A 25,009-nucleotide genomic window follows, 5' to 3' on the forward strand; every position below is an offset into this window, starting at 1 on the left:
GAAGCTGTTGATCTTCTATGCGGTCGCCACGGCCGCGAGGGCCGTGTGGGTCAGGACGCGGATGCCGTAGCCGATCGCGCGCTCGTCCACGTCGAAGCCGCTCTGGTGCAGGTCGACGACCTTGCCCGAGCCGGGCACGCCGACGCCGAGCCGGGCCAGCGCGCCGGGCACCTGGTCGAGGTAGAACGCGAAGTCCTCGCCGCCCAGGCTGATCTCGGTCTCGACCACCTGGTCCGCGCCGAGCGCGGCGCTGGCGGCCCCGGCCAGGACGGCGTTGGCCATCCGGTCGTTGATCGCCGGCGGCACCCCCCGGGTGTACGTCACGTTGGCCTTCGCCCCGGTGCCGGCCAGCGCGTCGTGCACCAGCTCGGTGACCAGGTCGGGCAGCGTGCGCCACACATCGCGGTTGAGGACCCGCACCGTCGCCCGGGCGAACCCGGTGTTCGGGATCGCGTTGGCCGCCTCGCCCGCCCCGATCGCGCCGAACACCATCACGAGCCCGGCCCGGGGGTCCACCCGGCGGCTGAGCAGGGCGGGCACGTCGGTGACCATCTTCGACAGGGCGTTGACCAGGTCGACGGTGAGGTGCGGCCGGGAGGTGTGCCCGCCCGGGCCGGTCAGCTCGACCTCGAGGATGTCGGCGGCGGCCGTGATCGGGCCGGGCCGCACCCCGAGCAGGCCGACGGGCAGCCGCGGGTCGCAGTGCAGGGCGTAGATGGCGCTGACGTCCTGGAGCGCGCCGAAGCCGATCATCTCGGGGGCGCCCTGCGGGGTCTTCTCCTCCGACGGCTGGAACACGAGCCGGACCCGGCCGTCGAGCTGGCCGTCCCGGGCGAGCTGGGCGAGCGCCAGCCCGGTGCCGAGCACGATCGTGGTGTGCACGTCGTGGCCGCAGGCGTGCGCGATGCCGTCGCGGGTCGACCGGTACGGCACGTCCTTGACGTCCGGGAGGGGAAGGGCGTCGAGATCGGCTCTGAGTGCCACGACCCGGTCGCCCTCGCCGATGTCACACAACAGCCCGTTGCCCCGGGGTAGCAGTCGCGGCGAGAGGCCGGCCGCGCGCAGTTTCTCGGCGACGAGCTCGGCGGTGCCGAACTCCTGGCCGGACAGCTCCGGGTGGGCGTGGATGTGTCGTCGGGTAGCCACGAGCTCGGCGCCGTGCGCCGCGAGCCAGCGGTCGAGTTGACCGGGCAGCGGGTCGGAGCCGGTGAGGCTGTCGGAGTCAGAGGGCCAGGGCGACGTCAGCGTGCTCAGTGCGCTCGTCACTGTCTTTTCTCGATTTCCAGTCGGGACTAAGGAATATGTTCTTTATAACGTCCGACCCCCGTCCCGGTCACGCTCCGCAGGTGAAGTATCCATAACATGGGAAGAAAAAGGTCATGATCTAACTACGGTGAGTAGTTTCGGTGGGGGTCGCGCTCAACACTAACCGTTACCCATAGGGCGACAAGCGGACACTTTGTGCGCCACTTTCCATGTCGGAAGGCCGATAATTCTGGCTACGATCGTCGCGCGCCCGGCATCGACCCGCATCACGCGGTCACGCCGCCGGGCCAAGCGGCGAGATACCACCCTGTGTGCCAGTCACATAGACGCATCGTCAAGGAGTACGACGATTTCGTCTCCCGATTTCGCATCCGGGCGGTCTTCTAGGACACTAGGCGCGTCGGGTTCGGGAGGAACGACCACGTGACGACTGAGGCACCTAGCACCCCCGGAGTGGCTGGCTCCACGGTCGGCGGACGGTACATGCTCCGCGCCGCCGTCGGCAGTGGAGGCATGGGCACCGTCTGGCGCGCCTACGACCAGCTACTTCGTCGCGATGTGGCCATCAAAGAGGTCCTGATCCCGGTCAACATGGCCAAGACGGACCGCGATGTCCTCATCGAACGGACCCTGCGCGAGGCCAGGGCCGCAGCCGGCCTGAACCACCCCGCCGTGGTCCGGATGTACGACGTCGTGACCGACGGCGGCCGGCCCTGGCTCGTCATGGAGCTGCTGGCCGCCCGCAGCGTCGCCGAGATCGTCACCGAGGACGGGCCGCTCACCGCCCGGGCCACGGCGAAGATCGGGCTGGCGATGCTCGGCGCCCTGGAGGCCGCGCACGCCGCCGGCATCCTGCACCGCGACGTGAAGCCGGCCAACGTGCTGATCAGCGGCGACGGCCGGTGCGTACTCACCGACTTCGGGGTCGCCCGGCTCACCATGGAGAGCGACCTCACCACCCCGGGCATGGTGCTGGGCTCCCCGCACTACATCGCGCCGGAGCGGGCCATGGGGCAGGCGTTCGGGCCGCCCAGCGACCTGTTCTCGCTCGGGGTCACGCTGTACACCGCCGTCGAGGGCGGGCCGCCGTTCGACCGGGGCGACCCGATCGAGACGATGCACGCCGTCGTGCAGGCCCAGCCGGAGCCGCCGCGCAACGCCGGCCCGCTGACCGCCATCCTGCACGGGCTCCTGGAGAAGGACCCGCGCCGCCGCTGGGACGTCGCCCGGACCCGCGCCGCGCTCCGCGAACTGATCGACGGCCCGCTGTCGCACCGCCAGCCGCCGCCCGAGGAGACCGACCCGCACGCCGTGCTCCGGATGGCCCCGCCGCCGAAGCCCGTCTACCAGCAGCCCGACAGCGTGATCGGCGGCCGCGCCATGCTCGCCCCCGGCGAGACCCCCGCGCAGCGGCACGCCCGGATGAACGCCGCCCGCCCCGCGCCCGAAGCGGTCGAGGTCGCCACCGGCGCCGCGCCGACCGTCGAGCCGCCCGAGGACCAGCAGACCATCAACCTGGCCGACCGCCCGCCGCCGCCCGCCTGGCAGCAACAGCAGCAGCACCACGGGGTGCCCCCGCAGGGCCATGGCGGATACCCGCCGCCGCCCGGTGGCGGGTATCCCCCGGCCAACCTCCCTCCGGGGCTCGCTCTGCGCCCGGCCGCCGGCCGCAGGTTCCCGGGCTGGGTCATCCCCGCCGGGGCCGCCGCCCTCGTCCTCGTGCTGCTCGTCGTGGGTGCGATCGCGCTGTTCTCCGGCGACGAACCCGACAAGGGCAAGAAGCCCGTCGCCAGTCCGAGCGGGCCGGCGTTCGCCACGACGGCGTACCAGGACCCGCGCGGGTTCTCGCTCAACGTGCCCACCGGGTGGGACAAGACCGGCCCCGCCACCGCGAACCCGTACTACGACTTCACCGAGCCGGGCAAGACCGGCCGGCGGATCCGGGTCAACGTGGAGAACGCGACCAGCTCCCGCCGCTGGGCCGAGGTCGCCGCGCACGGCCTGCAGACCCGCACCGACGTCTGCCCGAGCTTCATCCAGCTCGGACTGAAGGACACCACCCTGTCCGGGCTGGCCGCCGCCGAGCTCGACTACACCTGCGGCACGGGCGACACCCTGCGGCGCGGGCTGTGGCGGGGCGTGGTCAAGGACGGCAAGGTCTACCACTTCTACCTGACCGTGCCGGCCACCCGTTTCACCGAGAGCCTGCCGATCCACGAGGAACTGGTCCGGTCGTTCAAGCTGGGAACCTGAACCGATCTTCGCAAATATGCCAGCATGGCTCCATGAACCTCGACGTGGAGCGACTGCGCGCCCAGGCTGAAGAGTGGCTGGCCGACGACCCCGATCTGATCACGAGCTCCGAGCTGTCCCGGCTGCTCGCCGGTCTGCCCGGTACCGCCGCCGACCTCGCCGACCGGTTCTCCGGCCCGCTGACCTTCGGCACCGCCGGCCTGCGCGGCCCCCTGCGCGCCGGCCCGAACGGCATGAACCTCGCCGTGGTGCGCGCCGCCGCCACCGGGCTCGTCCGCTGGCTCGCCGAACAGGGCGCCACCGGCCCGCTGGTGATCGGCTACGACGCCCGGCACGGTTCGAAGCTCTTCGCCGAGGAGACCGCCCGGGTGAGCACCGGGGCCGGCCGCCGAGCGCTGCTGCTGCCCGGCCCGCTGCCCACCCCGGTGCTCGCCTACGCCGTCCGCAAGCTCGACGCGGCGGCGGGCGTGATGGTCACCGCGAGCCACAACCCGCCCCAGGACAACGGCTACAAGGTGTACCTGGGGGCCCAGCTCGGCGGGGTCCTCGGCGCGGGCGCCCAGCTCGTGGCGCCGGCGGACGCCGAGATCGAGGCCGCGATCCGCGCCGTGGGGCCGCTCGCCGACGTGCCGCTCGGCCAGTCCGGGGAGGTGCTCGGACCGGAACTGCTCGACGGGTACCTGGCGGCCGCCGCCGGGGTCGTGGACGCCGACTCGCCCCGGGGGCTGGCCGTGGCGTACACGCCGATGCACGGGGTCGGCGGGGCCGTCCTGCCGGCGGCGTTCACCCGGGCCGGCTTCGCCGCCCCGGCCGTCGTGCCGTTGCAGGCCGAGCCCGACCCGGACTTCCCGACCGTGGCCTTCCCCAACCCGGAGGAGCCGGGGGCGATGGACCTGGTGACCGCGCTGGCCCGCGAGGTGGGCGCGGACATCGCGATCGCCACCGACCCCGACGCCGACCGGTGCGCCGTCGCGATCCCCACCCCCACCGGCTGGCGGACGCTGCGCGGGGACGAGGTCGGCATCCTGCTCGCCGACCACCTGATCCGCCGGGGCGTGCGCGGCCGGTACGCGACGACGATCGTGTCCTCCTCCATGCTCCGCGCGCTGTGCGCGAAGCGCGGCGTGCCCTACGGCGAGACGCTGACCGGGTTCAAGTGGATCGTGCGGGCCGGCGAGGACCTGGCCTTCGGCTACGAGGAGGCCCTCGGCTACTGCGTCGCCCCCGCCATCGCCCGGGACAAGGACGGGATCACGGCCGCGCTGACCGTCGCGGAGCTCGCCGCCGGGCTGCGGTCCGAACTGCGCGGGCTGGGCGACCGGCTGGACGAGTTGGCGAGCGAGTTCGGCTGTTACGTCACCGACCAGCTCGCGGTCCGGGTGGACGACCTGTCCGAGATCACCAGCGCGATGGCCCGGCTGCGGGCGAAGCCGCCGACCACGCTCCTGGACGAGTCCGTCCGGGTCGAGGACCTGCTGCCCGACGCGGACGTGGTGATCCTGCGCGGCGACGGGCTGCGGGTGGTGGTGCGGCCGTCGGGGACGGAGCCGAAGCTGAAGGCGTACCTGGAGGTCGTGGAGCCGGTGCACGACGGGGACGTGGCGGCGGCCCGGCAGTTGGGGTCCGCTGCCATCTCGGCGTTGCGCACGGAGATGGCAGCGGCACTGGGGATCTGGTGAGTCGGGCGGGCGCCGGCCGCGCGGGACGCGGGCGGCGCCGGCTCCGGTATGCCTAGAACCGAGGCATGCCTTGGGGCACGGTATGCCTAGAAGCGGGGCATGCCTTGGGGCACGGTATGCCTAGAACCGAGGCATGCCGCCGAACTGGCGGTCCCCCGCGTCGCCGAGGCCCGGGACGATGAACCGGTGCTCGTTGAGGCCCTCGTCGATGCTCGCCGTGACGATCCGCATCGGCAGCCCGCTCTCGTCGAGCCGGCGCAGCGCCTCCGGGGCGGCCAGGCAGCACAGCACCGTGATGTCCGTGGCGCCCCGGTCGTGCAGCAGCCGGACGCAGTGCTCCAGCGAGCCGCCGGTCGCGACCATCGGGTCGAGCACGATCACGGGCTTGCCGGTCAGGTCGGCGGGCAGCGACTCCAGGTACGCGCGGGGCTCGTAGGTGGCCTCGTCGCGGGCCAGGCCGACGAAGCCCATCGAGGACTCCGGGAGCAGGCCCAGGGCGGCGTCGGCCATCCCGAGGCCGGCGCGCAGCACGGGTACGAGCAGCGGCGGGTTGGCCAGCGCGATGCCGTACGTGTCGGTCACCGGCGTCCGGATCGCCGGCCGGTCGACGGCGAGATCACGGGTCGCCTCGTACGCGAGCATCGTGGTCAGTTCGTGCAGGGCCGCCCGGAAGGTGGCCGAGTCGCTGCGCTCGTCGCGCATGACGGTGAGCCGGGCCTGGGCAAGGGGGTGTTCGACAACGAGGACATCCACGGACTCAGGCTAGCGGGTGTCCGGCGTCACGGTATCTTGTCCGCCATGTCCTTCCTGCGAATCGGCGTGCTGTGCGCCGCGGTGGCCGTGACCGGGGCGTGTGGCGGCCGGGAGCCGACCCGCGAGCACACGGTGGTGTACGAGGTGTCGGGACAGGAGACGGCCGAGGTCGCGTACGTCAACGGCGACGCCCAGCTGATCAAGGGTCAGGTGGTGGCCCTGCCGTGGACGCTGACCGTGAAATCGCGCACCGGCGCCTACATGTCGGTGCTGACGAACGGGGCCGGCGACGGCGCGCTGGTCTGCGTCCTGAAGGTCGACGGGCAGGTGGTCAGCACGAAGACCAGCACGGACGTACCCGTCGTGAAGTGTGACACCACTCTGGGCTGAGACGGGTCCGCCCGTTATGCCCCCGCACTAGACTCCGGGGCATGACGGCGTTGTTAACCAGTCCCTCGAATGCGACTTTACGCGCATTTCTCCACGGTCTCCCGGGAGTTGACGCGGTCGGGCTGGAGCAGAGGGCCGCTGGCCTGAGCACCCGCTCGATCAAGACCACGGCGAAGGCGTACGCGCTGGACCTCGCCCTGCGGATGGTCGACCTGACCACCCTGGAGGGCGCGGACACCCCGGGCAAGGTGCGCGCGCTGTGCGCCAAGGCGATGCGGCCCGACCCGAGCGACCCGGACTGCCCCTCGACGGCGGCGGTCTGCGTGTACCCGAGCATGGTCGCGGTCGCCCACGAGGAGCTTCGCGGGTCGAAGGTCCACCTCGCCAGCGTCGCCACCGCGTTCCCCGCCGGGCAGGCCCCGCTGAACGTGAAGCTCGACGACACCCGGGCGGCGGTCGCGGCCGGCGCCGACGAGATCGACATGGTGATCAGCCGGGGCGCTTTCCTGGCCGGGGACTACCTGCACGTCTACGAGGAGATCAAGGCGGTCCGGGAGGCCTGTGGCGACGCCCACCTCAAGGTGATCCTCGAGACGGGCGAGCTCGCCACCTACGACAACATCCGCCGGGCCTCCTGGCTCGCGATGATGGCCGGCGCGCACTTCATCAAGACCTCCACCGGCAAGGTGTCCCCCGCCGCCACCCTGCCGACGACGCTGCTGATGCTGGAGGCCGTCCGCGACTACCGCGACGCCACCGGCACCAAGATCGGCGTGAAGCCGGCCGGCGGGATCCGGACGAGCAAGGACGCGATCAAGTACCTGGTGACGGTCAACGAGATCGCCGGCCCCGACTGGCTGGACCCGGACTGGTTCCGGTTCGGCGCGTCCACCCTGCTCAACGACCTGCTCATGCAGCGGCACAAGCTGCGGACCGGCCACTACTCCGGCCCCGACTACATGACGGTGGACTGATGTTTACGTACGCTCCCGCCCCCGAGTCCACGGCGATCGTCGACCTCAAGCCCAGCTACGGGCTGTTCGTCGACGGGAAGTTCACCGACGGCTCCGGCGCGTTCAAGACGATCAACCCGGCCACCGAGGAGGTCCTCGCCGAGGTCGCGCTCGCCGACGAGGCGGACGTGGACCGGGCGGTGGCCGCCGCGCGCAAGGCGTTCAAGAAGTGGTCGAAGATGCCGGGCAAGGAGCGGGGCAAGTACCTGTTCCGGATCGCCCGGATCCTCCAGGAGCGCGCCCGCGAGCTCGCGGTGCTGGAGTCCCTGGACAACGGCAAGCCGATCAAGGAGTCCCGCGACGTCGACGTGCCGCTGGTCGCCGCGCACTTCTTCTACTACGCCGGCTGGGCCGACAAGCTGTCGTACGCGGGCTTCGGCCCGAACCCGCAGCCGCTGGGCGTGGCCGGCCAGGTCATCCCGTGGAACTTCCCGCTGCTGATGCTCGCGTGGAAGATCGCCCCGGCCCTGGCCACCGGCAACACCGTGGTGCTCAAGCCGGCGGAGACCACCCCGCTGACCGCGCTGCTGTTCGCCGAGATCTGCCAGCAGGCCGACCTGCCGCCGGGCGTGGTCAACATCGTGACCGGCGCGGGCGCGACCGGGGCCGCGATCGTCAACCACCCGGGCGTGGACAAGGTCGCCTTCACCGGTTCGACCGAGGTGGGCCGGCTGATCGCGCGCAGCGTCGCCGGTACCCGGAAGAAGGTGACCTTGGAACTGGGCGGCAAGGCCGCCAACATCGTCTTCGAGGACGCGGCGCTCGACCAGGCCGTCGAGGGCATCGTCAACGGGATCTTCTTCAACCAGGGCCACGTGTGCTGCGCCGGCTCCCGGCTGCTCGTGCAGGAATCGGTCGCCGACCAGGTGCTCGAGGCCCTCAAGCGCCGGATGGCGACCCTGCGCGTCGGCGACCCGCTGGACAAGAACACCGACATCGGCGCGATCAACTCCGCCGAGCAGCTGGCCCGGATCACCGCCCTCGCGGAGATCGGTTCCGCGGAGGCCGAGCGCTGGTCGCCGCCGTGCGAGCTGCCGAGCAAGGGCTTCTGGTTCGCGCCGACCATCTTCACCGGCGTGACCCAGGCGCACCGGATCGCCCAGGAGGAGGTGTTCGGGCCGGTGCTGTCCGTGCTGACCTTCCGCACCCCAGCCGAGGCGGTGGAGAAGGCCAACAACACCCCCTACGGTCTGTCGGCCGGGATCTGGACCGAGAAGGGCTCCCGAATCCTGTCGATGGCGGACAAGCTGCGCGCCGGTGTTGTCTGGGCCAACACGTTCAACAAGTTCGACCCCACGTCGCCGTTCGGCGGCTACAAGGAGTCCGGCTACGGCCGGGAGGGCGGCCGGCACGGCCTGGAGGGGTACCTCGATGTCTGACCGGCTGGCGGTTCTCAAGACCTACAAGTTGTACGTGGGGGGCAAGTTCCCGCGTAGCGAGTCAGGACGGACGTACCGGGTGCAGGACTCCAACGTCGCCAAGGCGTCGCGCAAGGACGCCCGGGACGCGGTGCTCGCCGCCCGGGCGGCCGTGAAGGGCTGGTCGGGGGCGACCGCCTACAACCGGGGCCAGGTGCTCTACCGGATCGCCGAGATGCTGGAGGGCCGCCGGGACGAGTTCGTCGCGCTCGGTTCGAAGCCGGCCGAGGTGGACGCGGCGGTCGATCGCTGGGTCTGGTACGCGGGCTGGACCGACAAGATCGCCCAGGTCGTCGGCGGCGCGAACCCGGTCGCCGGCCCGTACTTCAACCTGTCCGCCCCCGAGCCCACCGGTGTCGTGGCGGTCGTCGCGCCCGCCTCGCCGCTGCTCGGCCTGGTCAGCGTGATCGCGCCGGTGATCGCCACCGGCAACACCGTCGTCGTGCTCGCGTCCGAGGAGTCCCCGCTCGCGGCGGTCACCCTCGGCGAGGTCATGGCGACCTCGGACCTGCCCGGCGGGGTGGTCAACATCCTGACCGGCTCGACCGCCGAGGTGGCCCCGTGGCTGGCCTCGCACCTCGACGTCAACGCCCTCGACCTGACCGGCGTCTCCGACCCCGCGCTCGGCGTGGACCTGGAGATCGCCGCGGCCCAGAACCTCAAGCGGGTCCTGCGGCCGTCGACCCCGGACTGGGCCGCCGAGCCGGGCCTGAAGCGGCTGACGTCCTTCCTGGAGACCAAGACCGTCTGGCACCCCAAGGGCTCCTGACCGCGTAACGCACGACGGGCACACAGCGTTAGTACTGTGTGCCCGTTGGCGCGTTCGTGACCGAACTGAACCAGTTCGATACAGTGCATGATGCAGACTGTGCCAAAGTGGAGTTGTTCTCTTGTCCCTTTCGCGTAGTCATCCGTACGCTCTGTATTCGTGCGCATACTCCTCCTGGTTTCCGCGTTCAATGGCCTGACCCAGCGCGTCTGGGACGAACTCAGAACAAAGGGCCATCACGTCACCGTCGAGCTGTGTCTCGACTCCGAGCAGGTCACCGACGCCGTGCACGCAGCGCAACCGGACCTGGTCCTGTGCCCGTACCTGAAGGAGAGGGTTCCCGCCGAGGTCTGGCGGAAGTGGCCGACGGTCATCATCCATCCCGGACCCGTCGGCGATCAGGGTCCGTCCTCACTGGACCGCGCGATCATGGAAGCGGCCCCCGTGTGGGGGGTCACCGCCATCCAGGCCGTCGAGGAGTTCGACGCCGGCCCGATCTGGGCCCACCGGACGTTCCCCATGCCGACCGAGCCGGTCCGCAAGTCCGCCCTCTACGGCGGCCCCGTCACCGAGGCGGCCGTCGAGATCGCCCTGGAGGTCGCCGAGAAGGCCGCCGACCCGGGCTTCCACCCCGTCCCGCTCGCCGAGGCCGAACGCCCCGTCCCCGGCACCCGGTCCCAGCCGGTCCTCAAGCAGGCCGCCCGCGGCTTCGACTGGGCCGACGACGCCGCCGACATCGTCCGGCGGATCCGGGCGGCCGACGGCTACCCCGGCGTCCGGACCGTGCTGCACGGCACCGAGGTCAGCGCCTTCGACGCCCGGCTCGCCCCACCCGGCACCGCCCCCGGCGAACCGGGCCAGATCGTCGGCCGGCGCAACGGGCACCTGCTCGTCGCCGCCGGGAAGGGCGCCGTCTGGATCGGCCAGCTCAAGCTGCCCGGCGGGATCAAGCTGCCCGCGACGACCGTGCTGCCCGTGCACGCGCCCCGGGTCGCCGACGGCCCCCGCGAGATCCGGTACCGGCGGCGTGGCCCCGTCGGCGAGCTCACCTTCACCTTCTACAACGGCGCGGCCGGCGTCGAACAGTGCATGCGGCTGGAGGCGGCCCTGCGACACGCCGCCGGCCAGGACACCCGGGTGCTCGTCCTGCGGGCCGGGCACGACGTGTTCTGCAACGGCATCCACCTCGGCGAGATCGAGGCCGCCACCGACCCGGCCGCCGCGGCCTGGGCCAACATCCGGGCCATCAACAACGTGTGCCGGGCCCTGATCGAGTCCACCGGCCAGCTGACCATCACCGCCTTCACCGGCAACGCCGGCGCGGGCGGGGTCATGATGGCCCTCGGCGCCGACGTGGTCACCGCCCGTTCGGGCGTCGTCCTCAACCCCTACTACGACATCGGGTTGTACGGCTCGGAGCTGCACTCCCTGACGTTGCCCCGCCGGGTGGGCCAGGAGACCGCGCTGGAGCTCCTCGGCGCCAAGTTGCCCGTCGGCACCGAACGCGCCATGAAGCTCGGCCTCGTGGACCTCGTCGGGCCGGGCGCGCCCGCCGAGTTCGACAGCTGGCTGGCGTCGCTCGCCGACCGGTACGCCGAGCCGGGCGCGTGGCGCAACATCGTCGACGCCCGGCACACCGGCGACCGGCCGCTCGACTACTACGAGGCCAGGGAGCTGGCGGAGATGGCCGTGGACATGTACGACGACCGGAGCGGGTTCGCCGCCGCCCGGGACACCTTCGTCCACAAACGGCGTCCGAGCGAGACCCCGGCGAAGCTCACCTGCCGACCCTGACATCGGTGTCAGGGGCCCGCCTCACCCGATGATCCGGGTTTGGCGGGCCCCTCGTCCGTGTGTTTGTGGTCGGCAAGGACTAAGGTGCGAAGTCGCGAGCCTCGGTTGGCGAGCGCCTGAGCGCCCAGACGGTAGGGTGGCGGGGACCACGTGGCATCGGGTAGCGGAGTTGTGGACAACGCTGTGGATAACGAGTTTGAGCGGACCGACGAGGTAGACGAGTTCTGGACCGATGTCCGGATTCAGCCGGTGTGCGTGGCACTGCCCGCCGGCGTGGGCTACACACTCCGCGCCTATCGGATGTCCGACGAACTCCCCGAGGCCGTCGAGGAGGACACCTCCGACGACGAGGCGTCCGAGACCGACGAGCTGGTCACCCGGGTCGCCGACGACGACGAGCCCGTGGCCCGCCGCCGGGTCGTCCGTGGCGAGGAGAAGGCCGAGGTCGACCACGACGGGGACGACGACGTCGACCCCGAGGACGCCGACTACGACGAGCCCGACCCCAAGGATTTCGAGGACGAGCCCGAGGACGACGAGGACGCCGAGCCGGCGGAACCCGTGGTCGAGGAGGTTCCGCTCTTCCTGTCGCGCCGGGGCAAGCTGCTGCTCTTCCGTACCGTGGAAGGGCTCGCCGCTTTTGTCTCCTCCGAAGCGCCGCACGACCTCGCCGCGCTCGACGGGTGGGACAAGGTCGCCGGCAAACTGTCCGTCGAGCAGCTGGTCCCGGCCGAGGACGACACCTACGAGCTGGACCTGGTCGTGGAGAACCTCCGCGGCGGCCACGACGCCTGGGACGCTGACCTGCTGATCTCCGCAGGCGAACTGACCCGCGATCTGGCCTACGCGCTCAAGCTCGAGTCGGTCCGGACCTCGATCTCCCCCGGTTCCCCGCTCGACGATCTCGACGAGTCGCTCCGCAAGAGTGTCGAGGGTGGATTCGGCGGCTTCCTCGCGAAGCGGCGTACCAAGAAAATCGGGGCAGAACAGGCAGCTCTCGCCTGGCGCACGATCATCGGCAAGATCTCTGCCGCTACGGACTGGCGCGACTGACCCTGACCAGGGAGCATCGGTGTAGTCCTTGGAGGTGGCATCGTTGGGCGTGTACTGCGGACTGGCACAAGCCGGTGAACGACTCGGCGTCGCGGTTGTCGACGACGCCGGGCGCGTTCTCGCCGTTGTCGAGGTGACGGACGACCCGGCCGGGTACGGCACCGTCGTCGGGCTGCTCGCTGAGCAGACGGCGACGCCCGCGGCCGTGCCGATCGCCGCCGACGCCGAGACCCGGGTCATCGCCCGGCTCTTCGCGGCGGCCGGTCGGCTGATCGCGTTCGCCGACCCGTCCAGTGTCGGCGACCCCGACACCGACGGCCGCGACGAGGCGGGGCACGCGGGCATGCTCGCCCGGGCCCTGCAGCGCGGCGCGTTGCTGCCCACGCCACACCCTGCCCCCCGCGACCTGGCCGCACTGCGTCCGGTGCTCGCCGCGCACTCCGCCCTGATCACGGGCCGGCAGGCCAGCGCGGTCGCCCTGCGCGAGGTGCTCCGCGAGCTGTACCCGGCCGCGCTCCGGGCGTACCGGGACCCGGCCGAGCTGATCCCGCTCGCCGTCCTCGACTCGCTGCCCGAGCCGGGCCTGCCCGTCCGGGTCAAGCCCGCCCAGCTCGCCGAGAACCTGGTCAACGACGGGCTCGCCGCCGACGTGGGCGAGGTCGCGGCCTCCATCGAGGCGCTGCGCACCGCCGTGACCGGCTCCCCCCGCAAGGCCGGCCTGGGCCGCTCCACGACGGCCGCCGTGGCCGCCGCGGTGCGTCAGGCCGTCGCCGCCGTCCGGGCCGGGGAGTCCGGGGCCGCCGCGCTCGTCGAGGCGCTCAACGACCGGCTGGAGCCCCCGGGCCTGCCCGGCCGGCCGGCCGCCGCCATCACCGCCGCCAACCGGGCCACGACCCCGCCGCCGGCCGCCCCGGCCGCGCCGTCGACCCGCCGCCGGGCCCGTCCCGAGCCGGAGCCGACCCCCGCGCCGCAGGCCTTCCCGCCCGCCGCGCCCGAGTCCTTCCCCCCGGCCGCCGCCGCGGCCCCGCAGCCGCCGGTGGAGAAACTGCCCACCCGCACGGGGGGTACGCTGCCGCCGCCGCCCCCGGGCATCGTGCCGGTCTTCCCCGGTACGCCGGCCCCGTTGGCCCCCGCCGCCTCGGCCACCCCGCCCACCTCCCAGGACTGGCCGCAGCCCAAGCTGACCCTGACGAGCGTCCCGACCCCGTCGTCGACCACGGCCGCGATGCCCGTCGTACCGGCGGCCTCCGAGGAGCAGACCACCGGTCGCGGCCGGCGCAACCTGTCGGGCGCGTTCTCGACCATGCCCGGCCAGGTCTCCGGCCGCCGCCGGGGCCCCGAGCCCACGCCCCCGCCCGCGCCGCCGGCCCAGCCCCCGGCGCCGACCGAGCAGTCCGCGCCGTTCACGCCCCGGGTCATGCCTGTGCCGCCGCCCGTCGCGCCGACGATCGTGAACACCCAGCCGACGCTGCTGCCGGCCCCGCCGAACCAGCCCCAGCAGACCCGGATCGCCCCGCCGTGGCAGTCCGACGACCTGCCGGAGGAGCCGCCGGCGCTCCGCCTGGTCGAGCCGGCCCCGCTGGCCGACCCGGCACTGCGCCAGCCGCCGCCCCCGCCGCCGCAGGCCGCGCCCCCGCGCAAGCCCAGCTTCGCCGAGGGTTCGCTGATGCCGGGCCCCGAGCCCACGCTCAATCTCGACGGCCCGGACTCCCTGGCCCCCGCCCCGCACGCCCCCGAGGAGCGCCCGTTGCGGCTCGTCGGCGAGCGGGACGGCGGTCGTGCCGGGTCCCGGCGCCGGCCCGCCGCGCGTGCCACCGTCGAGCCCCGGACCGCCCCGATCCCCGAAGAGGGCGGCGACGGCGAACTTCTGATCTTCTCCGCGGCCCGGTCCGCGTGGTTCACCGACCCGAACCCGGAGTCCGAGTTCGAATGGGGTGGCACCGCCGACGCCGGATGGCGTGCGGCGGACAAGGCCAGCCGGCCGGCCGTCGGCGGCACCACGGGCGGAGGGCTGCCCCGTCGGGTGCCCCAGGCCAACCTGGTGCCCGGCAGCGCGGCCCCGCTCACCGTGGAGAGGCCGATGCCCGCCCGACGGGACGCGGCCGAGATCGCGGCACACACCAGTGGATACTTCCGCGGCTGGCAGCGCGGACGCGGCGTCGAAGCATAGGCGGAAGTGGATTTTTACGCGAGCAGCATGGGCTCATTGCTGGGCACGCTCGTCACCGACACCCCAGGGCTCACCCATGCCGTCCTGGCCTCCGTTGAGGGCATTCCCGTCGCCGTGTCGCCGGGCCTGCCGACCGACCGCGCCGAGCAGCTCGCCGGCATCGGCGCCGGGCTGCTGAGCATCGCCAGCGGCGCCGGTCAGGTGATGGGCTTCGGCGCCCCGCACCAGGTGATCGTCGAGATGCAGATGGGGCTGGTGCTGGCCGCGCCGGTGGCGGCCCGGGTCGGCCTGACCATGCTGGCGAACAGCGACGCGGACCGCGAACGACTGGGGTACGAGGTCGGGCTGTTCGTGGACCGGGTCCGGCCGCTGCTGGTGACCCTGCTCTAGGCGGTTCGGCGGGGCTACGCGGGACCGGGGCCGGCAGCGTGCCGGGCCAGCGCGTCCGGCAGGTCGAACACCGTGGACAGCCTGCGGTCGTCCGGGATCGGAGCCTCGCCCCGCGGGTCGATGAGGTAGGACCGGATGCCGGCCCGTTCGGGGCCGAGGAAGTCAGCGAGATGCGTGTCGCCCACGAACACCGCGTCGGCCGGCTCCGCGCCCAGCTCGGCCAGGGCCGCCGCGTAGATCCTCGGGTGCGGCTTGCGCCAGCCGACATCCACCGACAGCACCACCACGTCGAAGAGGTCGGCCACCCCCAGGTTCCGCAGACACCGGGGGACCAGGGTCGAGCTGTGCGTGTTGGACACCACGGCGAGCCGGTGGTCGGCGCGCAGCGTACGGAGCAGCTGCGCGAGCCCGTCGAACCAGACCAGGTCGGAGGCCCACTCGTCGAGAAGGCAGTCGGCGAACGCCTCGGCCTCGGCGCGCGTCGACCGCAGGCCCAACCGGTTCGTCAGGTACTCGGCGGCGGCGTCCACCGTGGCGTACTCGCTGTCATCGACGTCGCATCGCGCCTTGAACTCGGCCCGGACAGCCGACCATCCGGCGGTGAACTCCCCGAGTCCCACCTCCGCCCCGAACTCGCGGGCCAGCGCGTGGGTCCGGTGCGGTACGGGGCGGGCCGGCCGACCGGAGTAACCGACGAGGGTGCCGAAGAAGTCGAACAGGACATGGCTGGTCGGCACGGCGCACTCCCGAGCGGAACGGATCGGCTACCCGCCGAACTCTAGCCGCCGGCCACCTCGCCCGTAGCCCCGAAAAACACGGCCCCCGGACTCCACTGTGGAATCCGGGGGCCGCGTCCAGTTCGGATCAGACGGGTGCTCCCGCGCGCGGCTTGCGCATCGACAGCACGTACTCCACGAGGGTGATGAGAGTCTGCTTGGTCGACTCCCGGCTCCGCGCGTCCGTGGAGATCACCGGAATGTCGTCCGGGATCGCCAGGGCCTCGCGGACGTCCTGCAGCTCGTGGAAGTTCTGGCCGTCGAAACAGTTCACCGCGATCAGGTACGGCAGCCGGCGGTGCTCGAAGAAGTCGATGGCCGCGAAGCAGTCCGCGAGCCGTCGGGTGTCCACGAGCACCACGGCACCGATCGCACCGCGTACCAGCTCGTCCCACATGAACCAGAACCGCGTCTGGCCGGGGGTGCCGAACAGGTACAGGATGAGATCCCGGTCGATGGTGATCCGACCGAAGTCCATGGCCACCGTCGTGGTCGTCTTGCCGGGCACGTCCTTGTTGTCGTCGACGCCCACGCTGGCCGAGGTCATGATCGCCTCGGTGGTCAGCGGGGTGATCTCCGAAACCGAGCCCACCAGCGTGGTCTTGCCGACGCCGAAACCGCCCGCGATCACGATCTTCGCGGAGGTCACTCTCTGGGCGGCCGAAGCGTCGTACGCCGCATTCTCGTACGTCACGTCACAGCCTCCGAAGTCCACTCAAAACTCGCTCCAGCAAATCTGTGCCTACGCCACCGTTGGCATCTATTCCGGAGGGCGCGTGCACCGCTACCAATCCATCCGTCGCCATGTCCGCGACCAGGACCCGCGTGACGCCGAGGGGCAGCGCCATTCTGGCGGAGATCTCCGCGAGGGACTGGAGTCGTCCGGTGCACAGCCCGGCGATGTGCTGCTGCTCGCTCCCGAACACCAGCCCTTCGCGCCGACCACGATCCGTGGTCTCGACCAGTGCCTCCAGTGCTATATCCAGCCGGGGCCTGGTGCGGCCACGGGTGACAGCGTACGGCCGGACCAGTGCCCCGGTCGGCTCATCACGCTCAGCCATGTTGCCTCACTCCCCCGACTCGTCGGACATTAGTTCAGTGCTGACGCGGTCGGACGCGGCGGAGGCGTGAGAGCCTCGCCGACCCGGTCCACGAGCAGCGCCATCTCGTACCCGACCTGACCGACGTCGCAGGAACGCGCCGCGAGGACCGCGAACGACGAACCGTCCGAGATCGACATCAGGAACAGGAACCCGTTATCCATCTCCACCACCGTCTGCAGCACGGCACCGCCCTCGAAGCAGCGGGCCGCGCCCTGGGTCAGGCTGACCAGACCCGAGGCGATTGCCGCGAGCTGGTCGGCGCGGTCCCGGGGCAGGTCCCGCGAGGCCGCGAGGAGCAACCCGTCCGCGGACACCGCCACCGCGTGTGCCACTCCGGGCACACGGTCGGCGAAGCTCGCGAGGAGCCAACTGAGATCCTGGATTCCCATCTGGGATGTCATGCCTTCTGCTCCTTGCTTGGGCCGTTCTGGGTGTGCTGAGGGGTGGTCGTCTTGGGCTGGCCGGACTCGTCACCGGGTGCGGGCGCGTCGCCCTCGCCGTTGGGACGCTGTCGGCCGCGCTGCACGCCGCGGTGGTACGCGGAGAGCAGGCCCCGGACCGCTTCCGGGTTCCGCTTGTCCGTGACGTTGCTCCCGGCGGCCACGCCACCGGGAACGAGCTGCGCCATCGGCACCCGGCGCGGCAGGCCGGTACCCGTCGTGCCGCCCACGGCCGGCGCGGACGCGGCGGACGCTGCCTGCCAGCCACGGTCGGCGGCGGTCTGCCACCTCTCGTCGGCGGACGGCGGCGGGGCGGGGCTGACCCGGCGCGGGGCCGGGGCGGGCGCCTCCACGGGGACGCGGGCCGGGGTCGGCGGTGGGTTGTGCTCCGCGACCACGGGCGCCTCCTGTACTGGTACCGGTGCGACCACCGTAGCCGGATCCGGCGCCGAGGTCACCGCCCCAGCGTCGGACGGCTTGGCCCCGGCGTCGGCCGGCGTCGCCTCGGCCACGGGGGCGTCGGCGCCGAACGACCAGGGCTCGGGCTCGCTGTGCAGCTCAGGGACGTCGTGGCCGGTGGTGAACCATGCCGACTCCATCTCCCGGAAGATCAGGAGTTCCTCGCCGTCGTCCTCGGCGGGCAGCGCGGCGCTCAGGGCGTCGGGTGCCGGGGCCGGGGTGGCGGGGGCGGCCGGGGCGGCCGGGGTCGGCTCGGCGGCGGGGGGCGGCGTCGTCTGGCCGGGCGTCGGAGCCGAGGTCGACACCGGACCCGGTCCGGACGTCGGGCCGGTGGCCGGGGTGGCGGGTTCGGTCGGCGTGGCCGAACCGGCGGTCGGGTCGGAGGCCGTGGCCGCACCCGCCGTCGGACCGCCGGCTGCCGAACCGTTCACGTCCTGACCGGACGGGGTCTGGGCGGACGGAGCCTGGCCGGAAACAGCCTGCTCGGACACTGGCTGGCCGGGCGCACCCGGGCCGGTGGCCGTCGAGCCGGAAGCATCCTGGCCGGCCGTCGGCTGAGTTGCCGGCTGACCGGAAGCGTCCTTCCCGGCTGCCGGGCCCTGCGACGACCCGTCCGGCCCCACCGGGGTGCCGACCGCCGGGAACGCACCCGTGTTGGTCCGCACCGACGGGAACGCGCCCGAGTTGGTGGGCACCACGGTCGGGAAGGCCCCGGAGTGCCGGCCCGTGGACTCGGCACCGGAGGCACCGGACCCGGCGGGGGTCGGGGAGGTGGTCGGGAAGGAACCCGTACCCGTCGAGGTCTTGTCCCCCGACACCGTCGGGAAGGCTCCCGAGGACCGGCCCACGGTCGGCAGCGCGCCGGTCGCCGAGGACTCAGTGTTCCCCGAGACCTGCCGGGGCGGGTCGGCGGACTCGCCCTGGGCGGGCCGGGGCTCGAAACCGGAGAAGGTCTGCGGCGCGGCGGCCTCGGCCGGGTCCACGGTCGGCATCTCGAACGTGACGTCCGGCCGGTTCTGCCCGGGAGGGGCGGACGGCGCGTACGGGGAGACGGTCGGCGGGACCGGCGGGGCGACGAGACCGAGCAGCCCGGTCGGGTGGTCGGCCGGCGGCGGGACCTCGGGCGAGGACGGCAGCTGGCGCGGGATGCCCTTGGCGGCCGGCTCGTCCTCGACGATCTCGGCCTCGACGATGTCGTCGCCGGGCACCCCGGGCCGGTTGACCGGCACCAGGGAGCCGACGGCCGGGCTCACGGTGGGCAGCGCGGTGGTGGGCGAACCGACGGCGGGGAACTCCCCCGACGCGTCCACGGTCGCGCCGGGCCGGCGGACGGGGAGCCCGCCTCTGGCCTGGTCGGCGTCCGGGGCCGCGGGCGGCGGGGTCGGCCGGTCCTCGGTGGCGGGGCCCGCGCCGGTCAGGTCGTGCCAGGCCGGGACGGGACGGGTGGCCCCGCCCTGCGGCCCGCTCGGCGGCGGGGTGGTCGCGAAGCCGCCGGTGTCGCGCGGCGGCAGCTCGGTACGCCCGCCGGCCAGGGCCGCGGCGATGGTCGCACCGTTGACCGGGGTGCCGTTGGCTCCGGGCGCGGGCGCGGGGGCCGGGTTGGTGGCGAACATGGAGCCGGTGTTCGTCCGGGCCGGCGCGCTGTCCAGGGCCAGCGGCGAGGCCGGCTGGGGCAGGGCGTTCGGCGCGTTGCGGGCGGGGCCCCGGGCGCCGGCGAGCACCTCGGCGGGCAGCAGGACCTGGGCGATGATGCCCCGTTCCCTGGCCGGCTGGAGCTCGACGCGGACGGCGTGCCGGTTACCCAGCCGGGCGACCACGACGAGGCCCATCATCCGGGAGACGGCGACGTCGACCATGGGCGGGTTGGCCAGCCGGTCGTTGAGGGACGCGAGCTGCTCGGCGGAGATGCCGATGCCCCGGTCCTCGACCTGGAGGATGGCCCGTTCGCCGACCCGCCGGGCGTCCACGACGACGGCCGTGTCCGGGGGCGAGAAGGCGGTGGCGTTGTCGAACAGCTCGGCGACCAGGTGCACGAGGTCGTTGACCGCGTGCGGCGCGATCTCGATGTCGCGCTCGATGACGCCGAACTCGATCCGGGTGTAGTGCTCGACCTCGGACTGGGCGGCGCGCAGCACGTCACCCAGCGGGGCCGGGTCGCGTTGGATACGCGTGGAGTCGGCACCGGCGAGGACGAGGAGGTTCTCGTCGTTGCGGCGCATCCGGGTGGCCAGGTGGTCGAGCTGGAAGAGCGCGGCCAGCCGGTCCGGGTCCTCCTCGCCCTTCTCCAGGCGGTCGAGGTGGCCGATCAGCCGGTCGACCAGGATCTGGGACCGACGGGCCAGGTTGACGAACATCGTGGAGACGTTGGCGCGGAGTACGGCCTGCTCGGCCGCGATCCGGACCGCCTCGCGGTGCACGACGTTGAAGGCCTGGGCGACCTGGCCGAACTCGTCGCGCCCGCGCACGGGCAGTGGATCGTCGAGTTGCGCGGCGATCGTCTCCGGGTTGGCCTCGCCGGCCACCTCCGGGTCACGGAGCCGGGCGACGGCCTTGGGCAGGCCCTCGTAGGCCACGCCGATCGCGGCCTCCCGGAGCTGGCGCAGCGAGCGGACCATGGACCGGGCCACGACGAGGGTGAGCACGACGGCCAGCAGCAGGGTCGCGAGGACCAGCGCGGACTCGGTGATCACCTGGCGGCGCACGGTGTTGAGGGCGCTGGTGGCGCTGCCGGAGGCGAGCTGGTCGAGCTGCTGCTCGGCGGCGCGCATCTGTTCGAGCTTGCCGACGGTGGCGCGGACCCAGTCACCGGGGGCGACGGGGACGTTGCTGTTGGACATCGCCTCGTTGATCTGCGATTCCATCTTCTCGACGTCCTGCACCGCCGGGCCCTTGACCAGGGACTCGACGACCATGCGCTGGCTGGGCGTCGCCGCGTTGTAGAACTCGCGGAGCGCTTCCTGCTGGCCGGCGGTCGCGATCTGGTACGCGCGGAACTGGGCCGGGGAGGCCTTGCCGCCGAAGCCGAGGACGATGGTCTGCTCCTGGGCCGCGTACTCCTTCGCGCGGGAGAACGCGGAGGCGGCCCGGACCTCGTCGGTGACGTTGGCGTCGTCGCTGCTCTGCCACACCGTGTCCCGGTAGGCGAGGAGGTTGTCGACCAGCACGTCGTACCGGAACACGGCGGCACCGAGGGACAGTCGGTCGACGCCGCGTTCCTTGGTGACCTCGCCGCGGAGGTCCTTGAGCTTGGCGAGGCTGTCGTCGATCGGCTTGAGCTTGTCGGTGACGGCCGGGCTGAGGTCGGTGAGGCCGTTGCGGCTGCTCTTGTAGGCGTCGACGGCGACGTCGGTGCCGTTGTGCTGCGCGGTGTAGGAAGGCACGTCGCTGAGCCCGGCGAGCAGGTTCACGGCGGCGGTGCGTTCGCTCTGCAGGTGGTGGACGAGTTCGGAGGCGTCCGCGCTCAGCTTGGCGAGGGAGTTGACGTTGTCGGCGACAACCGCCCGCTGCCCGGCGTCGATGAGGCTGATCGCCGACAGGGTGACGATTGCCGTAATGGGGACGGCAAGGATCAACCCCAGCTTGGAACGCACCCGAAAGTCGCGAAGCCGAGGAAAACGGCCACGGCGGGGCGCGGAGACCGTCGCCTTGGTGGTCGGCGTGCTCACAACTGACGTCCTCCCGACGCGGTGCTCGACGTACTCGATGCTGTCTTGACGATATCGAGCCCCCGAGATTCCATCACGGTCTGTGGCAAAGAGAAAGAGCCCCTCGGTCCACTTTGCCGGCCTGTGCGTCTATTCCCCGCCATCATTGGCCCGATCGATCGCACAACGTGTCCGTTCACGGACTGTCGGTAAGCGTAGAACGGTCGAGGAAGACACTATTTGGGCGTTCCCTTGACTGGCGGGGAGGAGTGCCGACAGGATGGCCGGTGGCTTGGTGATCTTTCTCCCGGTGGGACAAATGGCACAATTTCTTAATTACGCCCTTATTGGACTCGCAACCGGGACCACCTACGCGATGGTAGGTCTCGGCATCGCTCTCGTCTACCAGGTCACCGGAGTCATCAATTTCGCACAGGGCGATTTCGTGATGCTCGGCGGCGTTCTCTTCGCGATTCTCACCGAGCACATGGGCACGATCGAGGCGGCACTGATCGCCCTCGGCGTCACCACGGCCGTCGGAGCTCTGATAAATCTCCTGGTCATCGCGCCGGCCCGCAAGGCCACCCACGACCGATTGATCATCTTGACGATCGGGGCCTCGATCACGTTACAGGGTGCGGCGCTCCTGGCGTTCGGGCCCGACCCGCACGTCACCCCACGGTTCAGCTCCAACCGGTCGGTGGAGATCCTCGGGGTACTCATCGACTCGCAGTACGTCTGGTGCGCCGGGACCATGGCCGTGGCCGTCGTGGCCATGTGGCTCTTCCTGACCCGCACCACGATGGGTACCGCGATGCGCGCCACCTCGATGGACCGCGAGACCGTCCAGCTGATGGGCGTCTCCCCGGCCCGGATGGCACTGCTCGCGTTCGCGCTGGCCGCCGCGCTCGGTTCGCTCGGCGGGATCGTGCTGACCCCGTTGCAGCAGTTCGACGCGATGGTCGGGGTGCCGCTCGGGCTCAAGGGCTTCGCGGCGGCCGTCCTCGGCGGGCTGAACTCGCCCTCGGGCGCGGTGGCCGGCGGGCTGATGTTCGGGGTGGCCGAGGCGATGATCGCCGGGTACATCGGGAGCACGTACAAGGACACGATCGGGTTCGGGCTGCTCCTGGCGGTGCTGCTGTTCCGGCCGACCGGTCTGCTGCGCCGGGCCTCGGTGGTCAAGGTATGAGGAACAGGGTCCTCGGGTTCGCGGTCTTCGCCGCGGTCCTGCTGGCGGTGCCCGCGGTGTTCACCCGGGTGCCGTTCTACACGATGAGCGTGGCCATCTTCATCGCGCTGTTCGGGCTCGCCGCGCTCGGCCTCGTGCCGCTGACCGGGCGGGCCGGGCAGGTCTCCATGGGCCAGGCCGCGTTCTACGGGATCGGCGCGTACACGACGGCGCTGCTCACCACCAAGTACCACATGGGCGTGCTCTTCTCGGTTCTCGCCGGGGTCGCGCTCGGCGCGCTGGTGGCCTGGCTGGTCGGGCTGTTCATCTTCCGCACCCAGGGGCACTACCTGGCGCTGGCCACCCTGGCGTTCGGCCTGGCGCTGGGCTTCCTGTTCAACCAGCTGGAGTTCACCGGGGCGAACAACGGGCTCAGCGGTCTGCCGCCGTTGCGCCCGTTCGGGCTGGACCTGTCCGACAACGTCACCATGTGGTACTTCATCGCCGCGGTGCTCTTCCTCGCGGTGCTGGCCGTCGACGCGCTGCTGCGTTCCGACATCGGCCGGGCCCTGACCGCGCTGGGCGACAGCCCGATCGCCACCGCCGCGAGCGGGATCTCGATCTCGGCCCTGCGGCGGTGGGCGTTCACGCTGGCCGGCGGCCTGGCCGGGCTGGCCGGGGCGCTGCACGCGCACTGGCAGATGACGGTCGACCCGGGCATGCTGCACATCCTCAACTCCGTGTACCTGCTGATCTTCGCGACGGTCGGCGGCCTGCGCACGGTGTGGGGCCCGCTGCTCGGCGCGTTCGCGGTGACCACGCTGTCGGAGATGTCGAAGCTGTACATCCCGCTGGTGCTGCCCAACGCGCGCGGCAGCTACGAGATCGTGGTCTACGGCCTGGCCCTGATCCTGGTGCTCGTCTTCCTGCCCAACGGCGTCGCCGGCGGGCTGACCTCCCTGTGGCGACGGCTGAGGACGGCGCGGACATGACGACGGCGACCCTGGAACTCGACGACCTGACCGTCCGGTTCGGCGGGGTGACCGCCGTCGACCGGGTCACCCTGCGGCACGACTCCGGCGGGGTGGTCGGGCTGATCGGCCCGAACGGCGCGGGCAAGACCACCCTGCTCAACGTGCTCTCCGGCGTCGGGCGGGCCACGTCCGGGACCCTGCGGCTCAACGGGAGGAGCATCGGCCGGTACCCGGCGGACCGGGTCGCCCGGCTCGGCGTGGCCCGGACGTTCCAGAACCTGCAGCTCTTCGGCTCGCTGACCGTGACGGAGAACGTGCTCGTCCCCCAGCTCGTCGGGCACTGGGCCACCGCGGTCGCCGGGCTGGTCGGGCTGCCGGCCGCACGCCGGTCCCGCCGGGCCCAGGCCGCGTTCGCCGCCGGCCTGCTCGACCGGGTCGGGATCTCGGCGTACGCGGACACGAACGCCGCGAGCCTGCCGTACGGCCTGCAACGCCGGGTGGAGATCGCCCGCGCCCTGGCCGCCCGGCCCCAGCTCCTGCTGCTCGACGAGCCGCTCGCGGGCCTGTCCCGCTCCGAGAGCGCCGACCTGACCGCACTGTGCGGCAAACTCGCCGCCGACGGCGTGACCGTGATCCTGGTCGAGCACGACGTGGCGAGCGTGATGAGCGTCAGCCACCGGGTGCTGGTCCTGGACCGGGGCGCGCTGCTCGCGGACGGCACCCCGGCCCAGGTGGCGGCCGATCCGCTCGTCCGGGCCGCCTACCTGGGAGAAGAAGAGTGACCGCCGTTCTGGAGGTGAGCGGGCTCGTCGCCGGGTACGACCGGATCGAGGCCCTGCACGGCGTGGACCTGACCGTGGCCCGGGGCGAGGCGGTCACCCTGATCGGCTCGAACGGCGCGGGCAAGACGACGCTGCTCAAGAGTGTCGCCGGCCTGATCCGGCCCTGGCGGGGCACCGTCTCCTGGCAGGGCCGCGACGTCACCGGCCGGGCGGCGGAGAAGCGGTCCCGGGACGGCCTGGTGCTGGTCCCCGAGGGCCGCAGGGTGTTCGCCGGCCTCAGCGTCGCCGACAACCTCAAACTCGGCGGGTACCACCGCAGCCGGGCCGAAAGGGCCGAGACCAGCGCCGACGTGTACGAACTCTTCCCCCGGCTGGCCGAGCGCCGGCACCAGCAGGCCGGCACCCTGTCGGGTGGCGAGCAGCAGCTGCTGGCCATCGGTCGGGCGCTGATGGCCCGCCCGAGTGTCGTACTCCTCGACGAGCCGTCACTGGGCCTCGCGCCCAAGGCTGTCGGTGAGGTCACAGAAGTCCTCTGTGAACTGGTCCGTCGCGGGTCCACGCTGGTCCTGGTCGAACAGAACGCGCACGTCGCGTTCAAGGTCGCGCAGCGCGGCTACCTGCTGGATCGCGGCCGGGTCGTCCTCTCAGGACCCGTGGATGAACTCCGGACGGACCCCCGGGTCCGCGCGGCGTATCTGGGCGAGACTGTGTGAAC

General features: G+C 72.2%; 21 protein-coding genes. 14 read left to right on the top strand and 7 right to left on the bottom strand.

Going from position 1 to position 25,009, the window contains the following annotated elements; all coding sequences use genetic code 11:
- Positions 1 to 15: 15 nt before the first annotated feature.
- Complete coding sequence (locus tag PT931_RS22935; RefSeq protein WP_456247815.1) at positions 16 to 1,266, bottom strand: amidohydrolase; 1,251 nt, start codon at positions 1,264 to 1,266, stop codon at positions 16 to 18.
- A gap of 453 nt (positions 1,267 to 1,719) precedes the next feature.
- Here PT931_RS22935 and PT931_RS22940 point away from each other — a divergent pair, with 453 nt between their 5' ends.
- Positions 1,720 to 3,519 (top strand): serine/threonine-protein kinase, encoded by a 1,800-nt coding sequence (locus PT931_RS22940; RefSeq protein ID WP_456247816.1) that lies wholly within the window; start codon positions 1,720 to 1,722, stop codon positions 3,517 to 3,519.
- Between the two features lie 32 nt (positions 3,520 to 3,551).
- Positions 3,552 to 5,198 carry a phospho-sugar mutase gene (locus PT931_RS22945; RefSeq protein WP_456247817.1) on the top strand — a complete coding sequence of 549 codons (1,647 nt, stop codon included), beginning with the start codon at positions 3,552 to 3,554 and terminating at the stop codon, positions 5,196 to 5,198.
- Positions 5,199 to 5,318: 120 nt separating this feature from the next.
- Here PT931_RS22945 and upp read toward each other — a convergent pair whose 3' ends face one another.
- Positions 5,319 to 5,951, bottom strand: coding sequence for a uracil phosphoribosyltransferase (gene upp, locus PT931_RS22950; protein ID WP_363730780.1), 633 nt, complete (start codon positions 5,949 to 5,951; stop codon positions 5,319 to 5,321).
- A 45-nt stretch (positions 5,952 to 5,996) separates the two neighbouring features.
- On the opposite strand from upp, the gene PT931_RS22955 reads away from it, so the two are divergent.
- The 8 genes from PT931_RS22955 (at position 5,997) to PT931_RS22990 (ending at position 14,948) form a co-directional block, all read left to right on the top strand.
- Positions 5,997 to 6,341 (top strand): MmpS family transport accessory protein, encoded by a 345-nt coding sequence (locus tag PT931_RS22955; RefSeq protein ID WP_456247818.1) that lies wholly within the window; start codon positions 5,997 to 5,999, stop codon positions 6,339 to 6,341.
- 41 nt (positions 6,342 to 6,382) lie between these two features.
- Positions 6,383 to 7,315, top strand: a complete 933-nt coding sequence (deoC, locus tag PT931_RS22960) for a deoxyribose-phosphate aldolase (protein WP_456247819.1) — start codon at positions 6,383 to 6,385, stop codon at positions 7,313 to 7,315.
- A complete protein-coding gene (locus PT931_RS22965; RefSeq protein ID WP_456247820.1) occupies positions 7,315 to 8,733 on the top strand; it encodes an aldehyde dehydrogenase family protein in 1,419 nt (472 codons plus the stop codon). The genes deoC and PT931_RS22965 overlap by 1 nt, the downstream gene beginning before the upstream one ends.
- Positions 8,726 to 9,541 carry an aldehyde dehydrogenase family protein gene (locus PT931_RS22970; protein ID WP_456247821.1) on the top strand — a complete coding sequence of 272 codons (816 nt, stop codon included), beginning with the start codon at positions 8,726 to 8,728 and terminating at the stop codon, positions 9,539 to 9,541. Before PT931_RS22965 ends, PT931_RS22970 begins: the two co-directional genes overlap by 8 nt.
- Positions 9,542 to 9,700: 159 nt before the next feature.
- A complete protein-coding gene (locus PT931_RS22975; RefSeq protein WP_456247822.1) occupies positions 9,701 to 11,335 on the top strand; it encodes an enoyl-CoA hydratase-related protein in 1,635 nt (544 codons plus the stop codon).
- Between the two features lie 183 nt (positions 11,336 to 11,518).
- Complete coding sequence (locus PT931_RS22980) at positions 11,519 to 12,388, top strand: DNA primase (RefSeq protein ID WP_456247823.1); 870 nt, start codon at positions 11,519 to 11,521, stop codon at positions 12,386 to 12,388.
- Between the two features lie 34 nt (positions 12,389 to 12,422).
- On the top strand, positions 12,423 to 14,558 hold the full coding sequence (locus tag PT931_RS22985; RefSeq protein ID WP_456247824.1) for a transposase: 2,136 nt from the start codon (positions 12,423 to 12,425) through the stop codon (positions 14,556 to 14,558).
- A 27-nt stretch (positions 14,559 to 14,585) separates the two neighbouring features.
- Positions 14,586 to 14,948: a roadblock/LC7 domain-containing protein gene (locus tag PT931_RS22990; protein WP_231400526.1), complete on the top strand. Its 363-nt coding sequence runs from the start codon at positions 14,586 to 14,588 to the stop codon at positions 14,946 to 14,948.
- Between the two features lie 14 nt (positions 14,949 to 14,962).
- Here the strand turns inward: PT931_RS22990 and PT931_RS22995 are convergent, their stop codons facing one another.
- The 5 genes from PT931_RS22995 to PT931_RS23015 form a co-directional block, all read right to left on the bottom strand.
- On the bottom strand, positions 14,963 to 15,685 hold the full coding sequence (locus tag PT931_RS22995) for an HAD family hydrolase (protein WP_456247825.1): 723 nt from the start codon (positions 15,683 to 15,685) through the stop codon (positions 14,963 to 14,965).
- Between the two features lie 127 nt (positions 15,686 to 15,812).
- Positions 15,813 to 16,418, bottom strand: a complete 606-nt coding sequence (locus tag PT931_RS23000) for a GTP-binding protein (protein WP_372445278.1) — start codon at positions 16,416 to 16,418, stop codon at positions 15,813 to 15,815.
- A 1-nt stretch (position 16,419) separates the two neighbouring features.
- Complete coding sequence (locus PT931_RS23005) at positions 16,420 to 16,785, bottom strand: DUF742 domain-containing protein (RefSeq protein WP_363730761.1); 366 nt, start codon at positions 16,783 to 16,785, stop codon at positions 16,420 to 16,422.
- A gap of 29 nt (positions 16,786 to 16,814) precedes the next feature.
- Positions 16,815 to 17,228 carry a roadblock/LC7 domain-containing protein gene (locus PT931_RS23010; RefSeq protein WP_197006867.1) on the bottom strand — a complete coding sequence of 138 codons (414 nt, stop codon included), beginning with the start codon at positions 17,226 to 17,228 and terminating at the stop codon, positions 16,815 to 16,817.
- Entirely contained in the window at positions 17,225 to 21,316 is a 4,092-nt protein-coding gene (locus PT931_RS23015) for a nitrate- and nitrite sensing domain-containing protein (protein ID WP_456247826.1), read from the bottom strand. The genes PT931_RS23010 and PT931_RS23015 overlap by 4 nt, the downstream gene beginning before the upstream one ends.
- A gap of 373 nt (positions 21,317 to 21,689) precedes the next feature.
- Here PT931_RS23015 and PT931_RS23020 point away from each other — a divergent pair, with 373 nt between their 5' ends.
- From PT931_RS23020 to PT931_RS23035, 4 genes are read left to right on the top strand one after another with little or no spacing between them, the layout of a single operon-like run.
- Positions 21,690 to 22,559 (top strand): branched-chain amino acid ABC transporter permease, encoded by an 870-nt coding sequence (locus tag PT931_RS23020; protein WP_456247827.1) that lies wholly within the window; start codon positions 21,690 to 21,692, stop codon positions 22,557 to 22,559.
- Positions 22,556 to 23,530, top strand: coding sequence for a branched-chain amino acid ABC transporter permease (locus PT931_RS23025; protein WP_456247828.1), 975 nt, complete (start codon positions 22,556 to 22,558; stop codon positions 23,528 to 23,530). The genes PT931_RS23020 and PT931_RS23025 overlap by 4 nt, the downstream gene beginning before the upstream one ends.
- On the top strand, positions 23,527 to 24,294 hold the full coding sequence (locus PT931_RS23030) for an ABC transporter ATP-binding protein (protein WP_456247829.1): 768 nt from the start codon (positions 23,527 to 23,529) through the stop codon (positions 24,292 to 24,294). Before PT931_RS23025 ends, PT931_RS23030 begins: the two co-directional genes overlap by 4 nt.
- Positions 24,291 to 25,007 carry an ABC transporter ATP-binding protein gene (locus PT931_RS23035; protein WP_456247830.1) on the top strand — a complete coding sequence of 239 codons (717 nt, stop codon included), beginning with the start codon at positions 24,291 to 24,293 and terminating at the stop codon, positions 25,005 to 25,007. The genes PT931_RS23030 and PT931_RS23035 overlap by 4 nt, the downstream gene beginning before the upstream one ends.
- Positions 25,008 to 25,009: the final 2 nt, after the last annotated feature.

It is taken from the genome of Longispora urticae (assembly GCF_053902585.1).